This window comes from Microbacterium sp. NPDC079356 (assembly GCF_049545465.1).
Lineage (GTDB): Bacteria > Actinomycetota > Actinomycetes > Actinomycetales > Microbacteriaceae > Microbacterium > Microbacterium gawkjiense.
In genome coordinates, this window is the sequence record NZ_JBMWDN010000002.1 from 282204 (window position 1) to 296134 (window position 13931).

Consider the following 13931-nt stretch of genomic DNA (forward strand, 5'->3'; position numbering starts at 1 on the left):
CGCGGCACGTTGCGACAGGCGAGCAAAACTCGCGCCACGCCACCCTCCCTCACCCGTCGCAAAGTGCCGCAGGCGACGGCGTGTTGCGACAGGGGAACGCCACCCCCGGCATCTCCTTCCCCGGATCGGCAGCGGACCTCGCCGCCACCGCGCCCCTGTCACGAAGTGCAGGCCACCGCGGCACGTTACGACAGGCGAGCGAACCTCGCCTCACGCCACCCTCTCTCCCCCGTCGCAAAGTGCCGCAGGCGACGGCGTGTTGCGACAGGGGAACGCCACCCCCGGCATCCCCTTCCCCCGATCGGCAGCGGACTTCGCCTCCACCGCTCCCCTGTCACGAAGCGCAGGCCACCGCGGCGTGTTGCGACAGGGGAACGCCGCCCCTGCCCGAACCACACCACACCGCGGCGGGACGCGCTAGCGTGCAGGCATGCGCGGACGCAGACTCACCTGGACGATCGGCGGCGTCGGACTGATCGGCGCGGGTGTCGCCGGGATGCTGCAGGGTGCCACCCTGGGAACGCCCCTCACCGACACGCTCGCCCTCCTCGTCGACATCCTGTGGGCAGCGTCGGTCCTCGTGTTCGCGATCGGCTCGTCGTCGCACGACAGCGTCACCGCGCGGAGGCCGCTCGGCACGATCGCGCTCATCCTCCTCGCGCTCTGGTCGCCCTCGATGCGGGTCGTCGGCCTGTTCCAGGACCCGACGAACCCGACGCCGATCGTCCCGTGGGAGGTCACGATCCTCGTCCCCCTCGCGCTCAGCCTCGTCGCCGTCGTTCAGATCGCACGCGCGGGCGTCGTCCCGCGCCGGTGGCGGTGGATGCCGGCCATCGCCCTCGGTGTGCAGGTGGCATCGGTCGCCCTCGGCCAGCTCCTCATGATGGATCAGGCGACCGCGATGCAGACCGTCGGACTCGCCTCCGCCCTCGGGATGATCGGCTTCCTCGCCGGCACCCTCGGTCTCGGCATCGTCGCGCTCCTCGCTGTCGCCTCAGAACGACCGGCATCCGTGCCCGTGTTCTCGTCGCCGAACGACTCACCTAACGACTGACCCCGGACAACTCCCAGCCGCAGCGGGACCCTGGTCGCACACCTCGGCGAAGGAGACGACCATGTTCCAGGTAGACGGCGCGTACAGCGGCTTCGCGGTCGACGACATCGATGCGGCGCGAGAGTTCTATGCCGACACCCTCGGCCTGAAGGTCGTCACGCTCGACAACGGCTTCCTGCAGCTCCACCTGGCGTCGGGAGCCGCTGTGCTCATCTACGCGAAGCCGCACCACGAGCCGGCCGGCTTCACGATCCTCAACTTCCCCGTCGACGACGTCGACGCCGCCGTCGACGAGCTCAACGCGAAGGGGGTCGAGACCGCGATCTACGACGACATGCCCACCGACTCGAAGGGCATCATGCGCGAGACGGGCGGCCCGGTGATCGCATGGTTTCGCGACCCGGCCGGCAACGTGCTCGCCGTGCACGAGCGCTGAGGATCAGGCCTCCCAGTACCCCACCGCGCACAGCAGCCGCGTTTCGTCGTCGGCACCCGCGGGCGGTTCGATCGCCGGCGGGAACACACCCCACTGACGCCACTCGTCGGCGTGCGGCACGACGTGCTCGTTCAACCGCGATGAGCTCGGGCGACAGGTGGAACGGGATGCCGAGCCGTTTCGCGATCAGCCACGCCTGGAACGCGCGGTAGGTCGCCAGGTGCGCGTACCCCTCGTCGGCGGGATAGTCGCCGTACTGGAAGCGGAACACCGTCCCGGGCTCGGCACCGTCGCGCACCGCAGCGGTCGCGGTGTCGTTCAGCCGGTCGTACGACGCGATCGGGTCGTCGCCGAGCAGATCCGCGTCCCGGAACTCGTCGCCGTCGGCGACCGACTTCCCGGCGAGGACATCGGGGACCCACGCCTCGTCGTACGCGTGCGCGAAGAGGATGTCGCGGAAGGTGGGGTCAGGGGTGGACGTCCACTCCTGCGGCGCCGGCTTCGACAGGTCGGCCGGGTCGATGCGATCGATGACGGAGCGCAACGCGGCATCCGCCTGGAGGAACAGCTCATCGGCTTTCATGGCGACACCGTACGACCGGCCCCCGACACCGTCATGCCCCGTGCACGTGGATGCGCTCGCCCGACGCGCTGAAGATGCTCACCACCTCGGCCGGGCCGTCCGAGCTGGCGCTGATGCTGTGCGGCAGGCGCGTGTCGAACTCCGCCGCCTCGCCCGCCCCGATGAGATGCTCCCGCCCGTCGAGCACGAGCCGGATCGTGCCGCTCAGGACGTAGAACCACTCCACCCCGTCGTGGACCTTCGGCGACGGCGCGGTACCGGAGGCGGGGAAGCGGATCTTGTACGTCTGCACCGGCGAGTGCTCGAGCGTGAGCGGCGCGACCACTCTGCCGTGCCGCCGCTCGGTCGCCCGCCGCACCCGCGGGTCGGCGGGCTCCCCGCGCACGAGGTCGTCGAGACGCAGATCGAGGACCGAGACGAGCGGAAGCAGCAGTTCGAGGGATGCCCGGCGTCGCCCGGACTCCAGCCGAGAGAGCGTGCTCGTCGACATCCCCGCCTTCGACGCGAGGTCGGCCAAGGTCCATCCGCGCTGCTGCCGCGCCGCGCGCAGCCGCGCACCGACCCGGCTAAGATCCATCACCATGCGGATCAGTTTGCCATTTCCGCAAGACCGTTTGCCGAAAGCACCGCCACCGACACAGGGTGGAGTCATGACAGACATCCGCTACGACGCCGTCATCGTGGGCGGCGGCACCGCCGGCCTCAGCGCCGCCCAGATGCTCGGGCGCGCCCGACGCCGCACCCTCGTGATCGACGCCGGTGCACCCCGCAACCGTTTCGCCGCGCACATGCACGGCGTCCTCGGTCACGACGGCCGCTCCCCCGCCGACCTCCTCGAGACCGGACGCGCCGAAGCACGCGCCTACGGGGTCGAGTTCCTCGACGGGGCCGTCCTGTCGCTCGCCGACGACGGTGACCGGATCACTGTCACCCACGAGCGCGGGGAGGTCTCCGCCCGGGGCGTCGTGCTCACGACGGGTGTCGTCGACGACCTGCCCGAGATCCCCGGGCTCCGCGAGCAGTGGGGGCGCGGCGTCTTCCACTGCCCGTATTGCCACGGCTACGAGGTCGCGGGCCGCCGCCTCGGCGTGCTCGCGACGTCGCCCGCGAGCCTGCATCAGATCGAGCTCATCCGGCAGTGGAGCGATGACGTGACGGCGTTCACGGCCGCGATGGGCGAGCTCGACGAGACGGTCGCGGGCCGCCTCTCGGCGCGCGGCATCCGGATCGTCACCTCCCCCGTCACCCGACTGCGCACCGAGGACGACGCGATCGTCGCAGCCGTGACGGCGGACGGGACCGCGCACCCGATCGACGCCTTGCTCACCGCGCCGACGCCCCGGCTGAGCCTCGCCTTCGCCGAGAACCTGGCCCTCGCCGTGTCCGACACCCCGGGCGAGGGGCTCCGTGTCGACATGCGCGGCGCCACCAGCCACCCGCGCGTATTCGCCGCCGGCAACGTCGTCACGCCGTTCGGCAACGTGCCGCTGTCAATGGGGCAGGGATCGATGGCGGGCGCCGGGCTCAACGCGGCGCTCGTGACGGAGGATGCCGCGGTCGCGTCACTCGCGCGCGGCTGACGCGGCGGCGGCGGCACGTGCCAGCCACGCGGGTGGCTCGCCGTACCGCTGGAACGGCACGAGCCGCCCGGCCGCGCAGTCCTCGACGAGCGTCGCGAGCCGGTCGGCGCGCGTCTGCTCGCGCTTGGCGCTCTGCACCCAGTTCGCGACCGCCCGCCGGTACGACGGTGTCGCGGCGTCCCAGAACGCCTGGGCGGCGGGGTTCGCGGCGAGGGATGCCGCCTGCTCCGCGGTCAGCTCGTTGCGTTGCTCGTGCGAGTAGACCCCGGTGATGTCGGCCGTCCGCTTTTCGTAGGCGGCCAGCCCGGCCGGATGCATCCGTCCCTCGGCGTGCAGGCGTTCGACGTGCGCGATGTTGACGGCGCTCCACACCGAGCGAGGTTTCCGCGGCGTCCACCGCTGGATGCGGGCGCCGTCGCCGATGCCGCGGCTGATCGAGTCGATCCACCCGAAGCGCAGCGCCTCGGGCACCGCGTCGGCCCACGTCAGCCCCTGACGCGGGTCACCCTTCTTGTAGAACACCGTCCACACCTCGGGAGCGGTCGCGTGGTGCGCCTCGAGCCAGTCGCCGAACTCCGTCGCCGAGGCGAAGAAGATCGGTTCGGATGCCGGTTCCACCATGCCCGCGAAGCTACCACCGGCATCCGACGCCGCTCAGCGCAGCTGCAGGCTGTTCCAGGCGCCGGGCTCGTCGAGCTCGCCGTAGATGACCTCGGCGCCGCCTGCGGAGACGGATGCGGCGCACACGAGCAGCGACAGCGTCGGATACCCGTGCGGCCGGTTGTCGCGGATGATCGCGCGGTCGTCGGTCGGGGGCAGCGCCGTCGTGCGCTCGAGGGCACCCAGCCAGTCCGCCACCCAGTCGTCGTCCGCCGGCGCGGCGAAGGCGTCGCGCCACGCGACGATCCGCGCCGTCTTCGGGTCGTCCACGTCGTCGTGCGCGATCATGTGCACGCCCGGGGCGAGGTCGACGGTGCGGACGGCGGCGCCGTCCCACATCGCGACGCGCGCACGACCGGGGGTCACCGTCAGCAGGTTGAAGCCGTGCGTCGGCGGCACCTCGGGCAGCCCGCGTCCGGCCGCGGCGTCGAGCACGATGTGCCCGCGCGAGCCGGTCGCGAGCGAGTCGTCGATGAGGTCCGCACGGTTGAGCACGACGGCGAGTCGCGAGGACGACGGTTCGGCCGCGAGCCAGGCGCCGCCCGCGCGGGTGTCGCGCACCCCGATGACACCGGGACGGTTCGGCCACCAGGCGCCGAGCGGATCCCATGCGCGCCCCGGGTCCTCGTCACGCACGGCGAGCAGGCGGATCGCCGCGGCGGGATCCTCCGGGACGTGGACGATGACGGTGCACATCGTTCCGGCCTTTCGCGTCCGACCCCGTGGGAGGATCGGACCATGTTCGTCGTCGTGGGCGTCTCGGGCGGCATCGCCGCGTACAAGACGGTGCAGGTGGTCCGTGCGCTGGTGACCAACGGGCACGAGGTGCACGTTGTTCCCACCGAGGACGCGCTCCGCTTCGTGGGGACCGCCACGTGGGAGGCGATCAGCCGCCATCCTGTCACGACGAGTGTGCACGACGACGTCGCCGAGGTGCGCCACGTCACCCTCGGCACCAGCGCGGACCTCGTGATCGTCGCGCCGGCGACCGCCAACACGCTCGCGAAGATGGCCGCCGGGATCTCCGACAACCTGCTCGGCGTCACCCTCCTCGCCACGACGGCTCCGGTCGTCGTCGCCCCCGCGATGCACACGGCCATGTGGGACCACGCCGCGACGCAGGCGAACATCGCCACCCTCCGCGAGCGCGGCGTGCACATCGTCGGGCCCGCCGACGGACCGCTGACCGGCGGCGACAGCGGCCTCGGCCGCATGGTCGAGCCCGACGAGATCGTCGCGGCCGCCCTCGCGGCCGTCGACGAGCAGACGACGGATGCCGGTGCCCCCCACGACCGCGATGACCTCCGCGACCTCGACGGCCTCCGCGCCGTCGTGTCGGCGGGTGGCACGCGCGAGCCGATCGATCCGGTGCGCTACCTCGGCAACCGCTCGAGCGGACGACAGGGCGTGGCCGTGGCGGTCGCGGCGGCCGACCGCGGCGCACGGGTGCACCTCGTCGCGGCGCACGTCGACGACGGCGTGCTCGGCGATGCGGAGCAGCATCCCGGCATCACGATCGAGCGCGCCGGGACGGCGGCGGAGCTCGACACGGCCGTCCGGGCTGCGGCGCCCGAGGCGGACGTCGTCGTCATGGCCGCAGCCGTCGCGGACTTCTCGGTGCCCGAAGTCTCGGACGTCAAGATCCGCAAGGAGGACGGCGCCGTCACCCTCCACCTCGTCGAGAACCCCGACATCCTCGCGGGCCTGGTCGAGCGCCGCCGGCCCGGGCAGACGATCGTGGGCTTCGCCGCCGAGACGGCCGACTCCGACGACGAACTGCGCCAACGCGGCGTCCGCAAGCGGGCGCGGAAGGGCGTCGACCTGCTGACCGTCAACCGCGTCGGCTGGGAGCAGGGCTTCGAGGCCACCGAGAACGCGGCGCTGTTCATCGACGGGACCGACGAGGTCGTCGCGGAGGCGTCGGGATCCAAGCGCGCCGTGGCCGACGCCCTGTGGGACGCCGTGCGTCGACTGCGCTGACACGCTGGAGGGGTCCGACGATCCGGGGACCCGGGGCGCCGCGTGCCGGCCGTCCAAGCGACCAGTTGCGTCCCCGGAACCGACGCCGCCGGCGTTCCGGGGACCCGGGATGCCGCGCCCCGGCATCCGACGCGACCAGTTGCGCCCCCGGAACACGCCCCCGCCGCGGCGCCCTCGCGTCAGCCGAGCCCGGCGACCTTCGGCGCGGGCTCGCCGTGCACGTGCTCGCCGAGGAAGCCGAACACCGTCTCGTACCAGACGACGGCGTGCTGGGGCTTGAGCACCCAGTGGTTCTCGTCGGGGAAGTACAGGAACCGGTGCACCGTCGTGCCGTCGTCCTCGCCGAAGTGCTCGTTGAGCTCCGACCAGAGGCGCAGGCTCTCGCCGATCGGCACGCGGTAGTCGCGGTCGCCGTGGATCACGAGCAGCGGTGTCGAGATGTCCTGCACGAAGCGGTGCGGTGAGTTCTCGATCATTCCCTCGGGCGTGAAGATCTCCTGCCAGTACGACGAGCTGTCGGTCGTGCCGGCGAACTGGTCGAGCGCCCACAGGCTCGCGTGCGTGACGATCGCGCGGAACCGATCGGTGTGGCCGGCGACCCAGTTCGCCATGTACCCGCCGAACGAGCCGCCCATCGCGGCGGTCTTCGTCTCGTCGATGTCGGCCCGTGCCACGACCTCGTCGGTGATCGACATGAGGTCGGTGTACGGCTTGGCGCCCCAGCTGTTCCAGCCGCGCGCGATGAACTCGAGGCCGTACCCGGTCGACAGGGCGGGGTCGGGCAGCAGAACGGCGTAGCCGCGGGCGAGGGCGAGCTGCGGGTTCCAGCGCCAGCTCCACGCGTTCCAGCTGTTCAGCGGCCCGCCGTGGATCCAGAGCAGCAGCGGAGCGGGGGATGCCGCATCCGCCCCCTCGGGCAGGAGCAGCCAGCCGCGCACCCGCGCACCGTCCTCGGCCGTCGTCTCGACCTCGGTCATCGTGCCGGCCGGTGTCGGCAGCGGAGCCGGGGTCGCGAGAGCGGTCACGGTGCCGTCGGGGTCGATGCGGACCGGATGCGGCGGCACCATCCACGACGAGCGGAGCGCCACGAGCGCACCCGTCGCGCGGTCGACCGACACGTTCGAGTACGCGTGGTCGTCGGTCGTCAGCTGCACGGGGGCGCCGCCGTCGAGCGGCACGCGGAACACCGGGCCGCGCCCGTCCTGGTCGGCCGTCACGATGAGCGCGGTGTCGTCGTGCGCCCATGCGATGCTCGTCGGCCAGCGGTCCCAGCCCTCGGCGAGGCGGCGCGGCTCGGAGCCGTCGATGCCGGCGACCCACAGCTCCTGATCGGCCGGACCGGTCGGGTCCGAGAACGCGGCGCGGCCGTAGGCGATCAGTCGGCCGTCGTGGCTGATCGCGGGCGACTCGAAGTACGTCGAGCGCTCCTCGAACAGGGTCGTGCGCTCGCCCGAGGCAACGTCGATCGAGACGATCGCGAAGCGCTCGGCGCGCCCCTGCGGAAAGCGCATCGCGGCGATGAGCGTGCGCCCGTCGGGGGTGAGCGCGGCGCCGGCGGTGTCGGCCGTGCGGCCGGGCGCGGGCGTCAAGTCGCGCGGGCGCGGGAGGGACGCGGGATACGGGGTCGTGGCATCCGGTTCGTCCTCCGCCGCGTCCGAGGCGGCGAACGAACGGACCGAGTCGGAGAGGTCGCCGAGGTCGAGCGAGAGCAGGTGCGGCTCGGCGGGGCCCAGGTCGTGATCCCAGTACCGCACCGGGTAGGTCGTGTGCAGGATCGCCGACAGCTTGCGCTTCTTGCGCTCGGCGCGCAGCGTCGCGTCGGCCTCGAACGAGTCGGCCGAGGGCAGCAGGTCGGCCGACAGGACGGCGACGGATGCCGCATCCGCGACGGCCGCGATCGCCGACACTCCCCCGGCCAGCCGTGTGATCGCTCGCGCGTCACCCCCGCCCGCGGGCAGCAGCCAGAGCTGCGCCGCGTCGTCGTCGCCGTCGCCCTCGGCGTCGGGGCGGGCGCTCACGAACAGCAGGTCGCCGTCCGCCGCGAACGCGGCGCCCTGCTCGCCCTTCGCCGACCGCGTGAGCCGCCGCGCCGAGCCGCCGCCTGTCGCGGGGACCTCCCACAGTGCGCGGTCGTACCCGGTCTTGTCCTTGTTCAGCGTCGCGACGGTGAGGACGGCGCGGGTGCCGTCGGGCGACAGCGCGACGGCGTCGACGCGGGGCAGGGCGATGTAGTCCTCGAGCGAGGCGAAGGGGGTATGCGGCATCCCTCCACGCTAACCGCGCACCCGCCGGGGCGACAGGACCCGGCTCAGCGCAGCAGGTGGGCGGTGGTCACGACCGTCGCGAACTCGCCGTCGAGGTTCGTCGCGGTGACCGCCGCCAGTGTCGCGGCCGGGACGACCGTGCCGTCGGGCGCCGTGCGGTCGAACGAGTGGGTCGCGTCGAGGGCGAAGTACACGTCGTACCCGAGGTTGCCGCCCACGCGCGCCGTGGTCTCGCAGCAGTGGTTCGTCGAGATGCCGGTCACGACGAGCTGCGCGATGTCATTCGCGCGCAGCCACGCGTCGAGGTCGGGCGACCCGTGGAACGAGGAGTTGACGCTCTTCGTGACGAGCAGATCCGGCGTGCCGGTGACCTCGGGCTTGAGGTCGTTGCCCGGCTGCCCGGGCCGCAACGGCGAGGCATCCGACGTCGAATCGTGCCGGACGAACACGACCGGCCACCCCCGCTCGCGCCACCGGGCCAGGAGCGCGGCGATGTTCGCCTCGCACGCCGGATTGTCACGCTCGCCCCAGTGGGCGGTGTCGTCGAACCCGCGCTGCACGTCGACGACGAGGAGGGCGGCACGGTCGAGGGCGAGGTCTCGCGGCGGGATCTGCACGCTCCGAGCCTGACATGGGGTGTCACCGAACGGCGGTCGGGATGCGGCGGGATCCTGCCAGGACTGGTGCCCGCGGCAGCGGGTGTCAAGGGTGTCCCCGGATGCCGCATCCTCGACGACCGTGGAGGGATGCCACGCCGCTCCACCTCTGCACCGTCCGCCCCCGATCGCGCCGAGGTCGAGCGCGTCGCCGCCGAGCGGTTCGGACTGACGCACCTGCGCCCGGCCCAGCTCGACGCGATCGAGGCGGCCGCCGGCGGGCGCGACGTGCTCGTGGTCTGGGCGACGGGATCGGGCAAGTCCGCCGTCTACCAGGTGACCGCGGCCCTGCGCCCGGGCGTGACCGTCGTGGTCTCCCCGCTCATCGCCCTGCAGGAGGACCAGCTCGCGGGGCTCGAGCACGCACCCGACGCCCCGAAAGCGGTCGCCCTCCACTCGGGTCGCGGCGAGAAGGCCCGCGCCGACGCGTGGCGCCGCCTGCGCGCGGGCGAGGCGACCTACGTCCTGCTCGCTCCCGAGCAGCTCGCCAACGACGAGGTCGTCGCCGAGCTCGCGAAACTCGACATCGCCCTGCTGGCCGTCGACGAGGCGCACTGCATCGCCTCGTGGGGGCACGACTTCCGCCCCGACTACCTGGCCCTCGGAGAGGTCGCGGCGCGGCTCGGGCGGCCCCCGATCCTCGCGCTGACGGCGACGGCATCCACTCCCGTCCGGGAGGAGATCGCCGCCCGTCTCGGGCTCGACGACCCCTCCGTGCACCTCGGCGACGTCGACCGGCCGTCGATCCGCCTCGGTGTGCGCCGTCACGGCGACGACCGCGAGAAGCGCGCCGCCGTCGTCGACGAGGTCGCGTCGCTGCCGGTCCCCGGGCTGCTCTACACCTCGACGCGACGCTCGGCGGAGCTCTACGCCGACGAGCTCGTCGGCCGCGGCAAGCGGGCGCGCGCGTACCACGCGGGCCTGCCGGCGAAGGAGCGCGCCGAGGTGCACCGGCAGTTCCTCTGCGACGACCTCGACGTCGTCGTCGCGACGAGCGCTTTCGGCATGGGGATCGACAAGGAGAACGTGCGCTTCGTCATCCACGCCGACGTCCCCGAGTCCATCGACGCCTACTTCCAGGAGCTCGGCCGCGCCGGCCGCGACGGCGAAGAGGCCCACGGCACCCTGCACTACCGCGCCGAAGACCTCGCCCTGCGCCGCTACTTCGCGACGAAGAACCCGGATGCCGCGGAGCTGCGCACCCTCATGCGCGCCATGTCGACCCGGGCCCGCACGAAGTCCGCCCTCGCGACGGACGCGGGCCTGTCACCCCGGCGCGTCACCGGACTGCTGACGCTGCTCGTCGACACCGGGTCGGCGCGCACGTCGAAGTCAGGTGTCTCGCTGCGGCGCAACCTCGACGAGCGCGCCGCCGTGAAGGCCGCGCTGGAACGGGTCGAGGAGCGCGAGCGCATTGAACGCTCCCGCATCGAGACGATGCGGGAGTACGCCGAGACGCGGCGCTGCCGACGGCAGGTGCTGCTCGGCTACTTCGGGCAGGACCTCGATGAGCCGTGCGGCAACTGCGACACGTGCGCGGCGGGAGCCGCCGACGCCGCGCGGGCCGCGGCATCCGCCTCCGACTCGGGCTTCGAGATTGACGAGAAGGTCTCGCACCGCGAGTGGGGTGCCGGCACCGTCGTCTCGATCGACGACGACCGGATGCGGGTGTTCTTCGACAGCGAGGGTTACAAGGTGCTGTCGCTCGAGATCGTCGAGCGGGAACACCTGCTCAAGGCCGGCTGACGTCCCGAGTGCAGGTCAGCCGGCGGCTTCGGGCCGCCACGGTCGCCACTTCTCGCCCTGAACCTGCACTCGGCACAACCACCGCGGCTCACCGCGGCCGACGCGTGCCGAGTACAGGTCAGGCGGCCGCATCAGGCCCGTACGGGCCCCGCAACGCACGCTGAACCTGCACCCGGCACACCCGACCGGACCCCGGAGGTCGAAGCCCGCCTCAGATGTCGATGCCGACCGCGGCGGAGCAGCGGGCGAGCTCGTCGGCCGAAAGCTCGAGGTTCCGCGCCTGGAACGAGTCGGTGATGGATGCCGGGCGGCTCGCCCCGGGGATGGGGATGACGGTCTCGCCGAGCGACAGCTCCCACGCGAGGACGACCTGCTGCGGGCTGACGCCGTGGTCGCGGCCGATCTCGGCGAACGCGGTGAACCGCTCGCCGACCGTGCCCGCGCCACCGATGCCGCCGAGGGGGCTCCACGGCAGGAAAGCGATGCCGTGCTCGACGCAGTACTTCAGCTCGCCGTAGCTGCCCGGGTGCCGCGGCGAGAACTCGTTCTGCACGCTCGTGAGACCTCCCTCGCCGAGCACCTCCTGCGCGATCTGGATCTCCTCGACGCTCGCGTTCGAGATCCCGACCGTGCGGACGAGGCCCTCCTCCTGCAGGGTCTTCAGGTTCTGCATGATCTCGCCGTAGACCATCCACCGGTCGGGCCGGTGGTACTGGTACAGGTCGATGACGTCGACCTGCAGGTTCTGCAGCGACTTCTGCACGGCGCGGCGGAGGTAGTCGAGCGAGCCGTCGCGCCCGAAGTCCTTCTCCGCGGTGCGCGTGATGCCACCCTTCGTGGCGACGACGATCGACGACCGGTCGCCGTCCCAGCCGGCGAGCGCGTCGGCGACGATGCGCTCGTTGTGGCCCATCTCGTCCCAGCTGGGCGCGTAGATGTCGGCGGTGTCGATCAGGGTGACGCCGGCGTCCAGCGCCGCCCGCACGGTCGCGACCGCGTCGTCGTGCGACGGGATGCCGTTGCCGTTCATCGAGACCGGCATGGCGCCGAGTCCGATGGCCGAGACGGTGAACGGTCCGAGAGTGCGCTGCGACATGGGTCTCCTTCGACGGGGTGGTGGGGGTGCGGCATCCACCCTGCCATCCACGGATGCCGGCGGCGAGAGGCCTTGACAGATCAGCGCGCGGTCAGCTGCTCGCGCACCTGACGACGCAGCACCTTGCCGATCTGCGACCGCGGCAGGTCGTCGAGCTGCACGACCTTGCGCGGCACCTTGTACGACGCGAGGTGCGAGCGGGCGAAGTCCTTGAGAGCGGATGCCTCGAACGCCGCCCCCTCCTTCATCACGACCGCGGCGACCACGTCCTCGCCGCCGGTCGGCCGCGGCACGCCGACGACCGCGGCGGACTCGACGTCGGGGTGGAGGGTGAGCACCTGCTCGACCTCGCTCGGGCTGACGTTGAAGCCGCCGGTGATGATGAGCTCCTTGACGCGGTCGACGACGGTGACGAAACCGTCCTCCGAGACCGTGACGATGTCGCCGGTGCGCAGCCACCCGCCGTCGAGGAGGACCGCGGCGGTGTCCTCGGGCCGGCGCCAGTACCCCTGGAACACCTGGGGTCCGCGGATGAGGAGCTCGCCCGCTTCGCCCGCCGGACGGTCGACGGTCGGATCGTCGGGGTCGACGACGCGTATGAAGGTGCTCGGGAAGGGCACGCCGACGGTGCCGGGGCGCCGCGTCGGGCCGATCGGGTTGCCGAGCGCGACGGGCGAGGTCTCGGTCATGCCGTAGCCCTCGACGAGCAGACCGCCCGTCGCCTCCTCCCACCGCGTCACCGTCGGGACGGGCAGGCTCATGGCGCCCGAGATCGCGAAGCGGATCGTCGAGAGGTCGACGCCCTTGCGGGTGCTCGCGCGCGACAGCGCGTCGTAGATCGGCGGGACGCCGGGCAGGAAGGTCGGCGGCGACTTCTTGAGCGCGCCGACGACGAGGTCGACGTCGAACTTCGGGAACAGCACGATGCGCGCGCCGATCGACACCGCGAAGGTGAGGCAGAGCGTCAGCCCATAGGCGTGGAACATCGGCAGGACGGCGTAGAAGGTCTCCTCGCCTTCGCGGAGCCCCGGCACCCACGCGCGCCCCTGCGCCGCGTTGGAGCGGAGGTTGCGGTGCGACAGGACGGCGGCCTTCGGCATCCCGGTCGTCCCGCTCGTCAGCTGAAGGAGCGCCGTGTCGTCGAGGACGGGGCGCGGGTGCTTATGCGAGAGGCGACGCGCCTTGGTGAACTGCGACCACCGGATGACGCCGCGCGCGGTGGGCTTCGAGGTCATCGCCTCGCGCCGCTCCCGCAGCGCCGGCACCGGCACCCGCAGGGCCGTGCGCATCGCCCACGGCAGCGCGTCGGTCATGTCGACCGCGACGATGGCGGCGGGGGCGACGTCGCTCGGGAACTCCGCAACGATGTCGGCGACCTTGTCCCAGACGATCGCGACGACCGCCTCGTGCACCTCGAACTGATGCCGCAGCTCGCGGGCGGTGTACGTCGGGTTGTGCTCGACGACGATCGCGCCGATCCGCAGCGCGGCGTAGAACGCGACGATGTGCTGGGGGCAGTTGGGCAGCACGAGCGCGACGCGGTCACCGGGCCCGACCCCGAGCTTGCGCAGCGCGTTGGCGGCGCGGGCGACCTGTTCGCCGAGTTCGGCGTAGGTGGTCTCGGATCCGAAGAACTCCGTCGCGACCTTGTTGCCGTAACGCTCCACCGCATGGTCGAGCAGATCCACGAGCGTCTCGTCGACGGGGTCGATGTCGTTCGGGACGCCGGGCGCGTACGCGGCCAGCCAGGGGCGGTCCTGCAGATCGGATGCCGGCGGTGTCGAAGTCATCGTCGTGTCCTCCTCGGTGTTCCGCCAGCGTAGGGCGGGTTTTCGGTGGGTCTCCTGTGCGTCTGCTACGCGCGAGAACGCTCACC

General features: G+C 72.2%; 13 protein-coding genes. 5 read left to right on the forward strand and 8 right to left on the reverse strand.

Annotated features, from left to right (window positions below):
- Positions 1-430 precede the first annotated feature (430 nt).
- Positions 431-1054, forward strand: a complete 624-nt coding sequence (locus ACPEH0_RS06180) for a hypothetical protein (RefSeq protein WP_366213788.1) — start codon at positions 431-433, stop codon at positions 1052-1054.
- A 61-nt stretch (positions 1055-1115) separates the two neighbouring features.
- Entirely contained in the window at positions 1116-1490 is a 375-nt protein-coding gene (locus ACPEH0_RS06185) for a VOC family protein (RefSeq protein ID WP_366213787.1), read from the forward strand.
- Here ACPEH0_RS06185 and ACPEH0_RS06190 read toward each other — a convergent pair.
- Both ACPEH0_RS06190 and ACPEH0_RS06195 read right to left on the reverse strand, forming a co-directional pair.
- Positions 1411-2073 (reverse strand): hypothetical protein, encoded by a 663-nt coding sequence (locus tag ACPEH0_RS06190; protein WP_366213786.1) that lies wholly within the window; start codon positions 2071-2073, stop codon positions 1411-1413. The two genes, ACPEH0_RS06185 and ACPEH0_RS06190, sit on opposite strands and share 80 nt — an antisense overlap.
- 31 nt (positions 2074-2104) lie before the next feature.
- Positions 2105-2656 carry a helix-turn-helix domain-containing protein gene (locus ACPEH0_RS06195; RefSeq protein ID WP_366213785.1) on the reverse strand — a complete coding sequence of 184 codons (552 nt, stop codon included), beginning with the start codon at positions 2654-2656 and terminating at the stop codon, positions 2105-2107.
- Between the two features lie 67 nt (positions 2657-2723).
- On the opposite strand from ACPEH0_RS06195, the gene ACPEH0_RS06200 reads away from it, so the two are divergent.
- Entirely contained in the window at positions 2724-3653 is a 930-nt protein-coding gene (locus tag ACPEH0_RS06200) for an NAD(P)/FAD-dependent oxidoreductase (protein WP_366213784.1), read from the forward strand.
- Here ACPEH0_RS06200 and ACPEH0_RS06205 read toward each other — a convergent pair.
- Positions 3636-4274, reverse strand: coding sequence for a YdeI/OmpD-associated family protein (locus tag ACPEH0_RS06205; protein WP_366213783.1), 639 nt, complete (start codon positions 4272-4274; stop codon positions 3636-3638). The two genes, ACPEH0_RS06200 and ACPEH0_RS06205, sit on opposite strands and share 18 nt — an antisense overlap.
- 33 nt (positions 4275-4307) lie before the next feature.
- Complete coding sequence (locus tag ACPEH0_RS06210) at positions 4308-5009, reverse strand: NRDE family protein (protein WP_366213782.1); 702 nt, start codon at positions 5007-5009, stop codon at positions 4308-4310.
- Between the two features lie 42 nt (positions 5010-5051).
- Between ACPEH0_RS06210 and coaBC the strand changes: the two genes are divergently transcribed.
- On the forward strand, positions 5052-6293 hold the full coding sequence (coaBC, locus tag ACPEH0_RS06215; RefSeq protein ID WP_359920053.1) for a bifunctional phosphopantothenoylcysteine decarboxylase/phosphopantothenate--cysteine ligase CoaBC: 1242 nt from the start codon (positions 5052-5054) through the stop codon (positions 6291-6293).
- Between the two features lie 179 nt (positions 6294-6472).
- On the opposite strand, the gene ACPEH0_RS06220 is transcribed toward coaBC, so the two are convergent.
- Positions 6473-8557 (reverse strand): S9 family peptidase, encoded by a 2085-nt coding sequence (locus tag ACPEH0_RS06220; RefSeq protein WP_366213781.1) that lies wholly within the window; start codon positions 8555-8557, stop codon positions 6473-6475.
- A 44-nt stretch (positions 8558-8601) separates the two neighbouring features.
- On the reverse strand, positions 8602-9174 hold the full coding sequence (locus ACPEH0_RS06225) for a cysteine hydrolase family protein (RefSeq protein WP_366213780.1): 573 nt from the start codon (positions 9172-9174) through the stop codon (positions 8602-8604).
- Between the two features lie 129 nt (positions 9175-9303).
- Here ACPEH0_RS06225 and ACPEH0_RS06230 point away from each other — a divergent pair, with 129 nt between their 5' ends.
- Positions 9304-10959, forward strand: a complete 1656-nt coding sequence (locus ACPEH0_RS06230) for a RecQ family ATP-dependent DNA helicase (protein WP_423719428.1) — start codon at positions 9304-9306, stop codon at positions 10957-10959.
- A 211-nt stretch (positions 10960-11170) separates the two neighbouring features.
- On the opposite strand, the gene ACPEH0_RS06235 is transcribed toward ACPEH0_RS06230, so the two are convergent.
- Together ACPEH0_RS06235 and ACPEH0_RS06240 are read right to left on the reverse strand one after the other, a co-directional pair.
- On the reverse strand, positions 11171-12055 hold the full coding sequence (locus ACPEH0_RS06235; RefSeq protein WP_366213778.1) for an aldo/keto reductase: 885 nt from the start codon (positions 12053-12055) through the stop codon (positions 11171-11173).
- A gap of 80 nt (positions 12056-12135) precedes the next feature.
- Positions 12136-13845, reverse strand: a complete 1710-nt coding sequence (locus ACPEH0_RS06240; RefSeq protein ID WP_366213777.1) for a long-chain-fatty-acid--CoA ligase — start codon at positions 13843-13845, stop codon at positions 12136-12138.
- Positions 13846-13931 lie beyond the last annotated feature (86 nt).

What these genes read in the sequence shown, in the direction of transcription:
- ACPEH0_RS06180 (WP_366213788.1), top strand. Translation starts at nt 431, where the DNA reads ATGCGCGGACGCAGACTCACCTGGACGATCGGCGGCGTCGGACTGATC.
- ACPEH0_RS06185 (WP_366213787.1), top strand. Translation starts at nt 1,116, where the DNA reads ATGTTCCAGGTAGACGGCGCGTACAGCGGCTTCGCGGTCGACGACATC.
- ACPEH0_RS06190 (WP_366213786.1), bottom strand. Translation starts at nt 2,073, where the DNA reads ATGAAAGCCGATGAGCTGTTCCTCCAGGCGGATGCCGCGTTGCGCTCC.
- ACPEH0_RS06195 (WP_366213785.1), bottom strand. Translation starts at nt 2,656, where the DNA reads ATGGTGATGGATCTTAGCCGGGTCGGTGCGCGGCTGCGCGCGGCGCGG.
- ACPEH0_RS06200 (WP_366213784.1), top strand. Translation starts at nt 2,724, where the DNA reads ATGACAGACATCCGCTACGACGCCGTCATCGTGGGCGGCGGCACCGCC.
- ACPEH0_RS06205 (WP_366213783.1), bottom strand. Translation starts at nt 4,274, where the DNA reads ATGGTGGAACCGGCATCCGAACCGATCTTCTTCGCCTCGGCGACGGAG.
- ACPEH0_RS06210 (WP_366213782.1), bottom strand. Translation starts at nt 5,009, where the DNA reads ATGTGCACCGTCATCGTCCACGTCCCGGAGGATCCCGCCGCGGCGATC.
- coaBC (WP_359920053.1), top strand. Translation starts at nt 5,052, where the DNA reads ATGTTCGTCGTCGTGGGCGTCTCGGGCGGCATCGCCGCGTACAAGACG.
- ACPEH0_RS06220 (WP_366213781.1), bottom strand. Translation starts at nt 8,557, where the DNA reads ATGCCGCATACCCCCTTCGCCTCGCTCGAGGACTACATCGCCCTGCCC.
- ACPEH0_RS06230 (WP_423719428.1), top strand. Translation starts at nt 9,304, where the DNA reads ATGCCACGCCGCTCCACCTCTGCACCGTCCGCCCCCGATCGCGCCGAG.
- ACPEH0_RS06235 (WP_366213778.1), bottom strand. Translation starts at nt 12,055, where the DNA reads ATGTCGCAGCGCACTCTCGGACCGTTCACCGTCTCGGCCATCGGACTC.
- ACPEH0_RS06240 (WP_366213777.1), bottom strand. Translation starts at nt 13,845, where the DNA reads ATGACTTCGACACCGCCGGCATCCGATCTGCAGGACCGCCCCTGGCTG.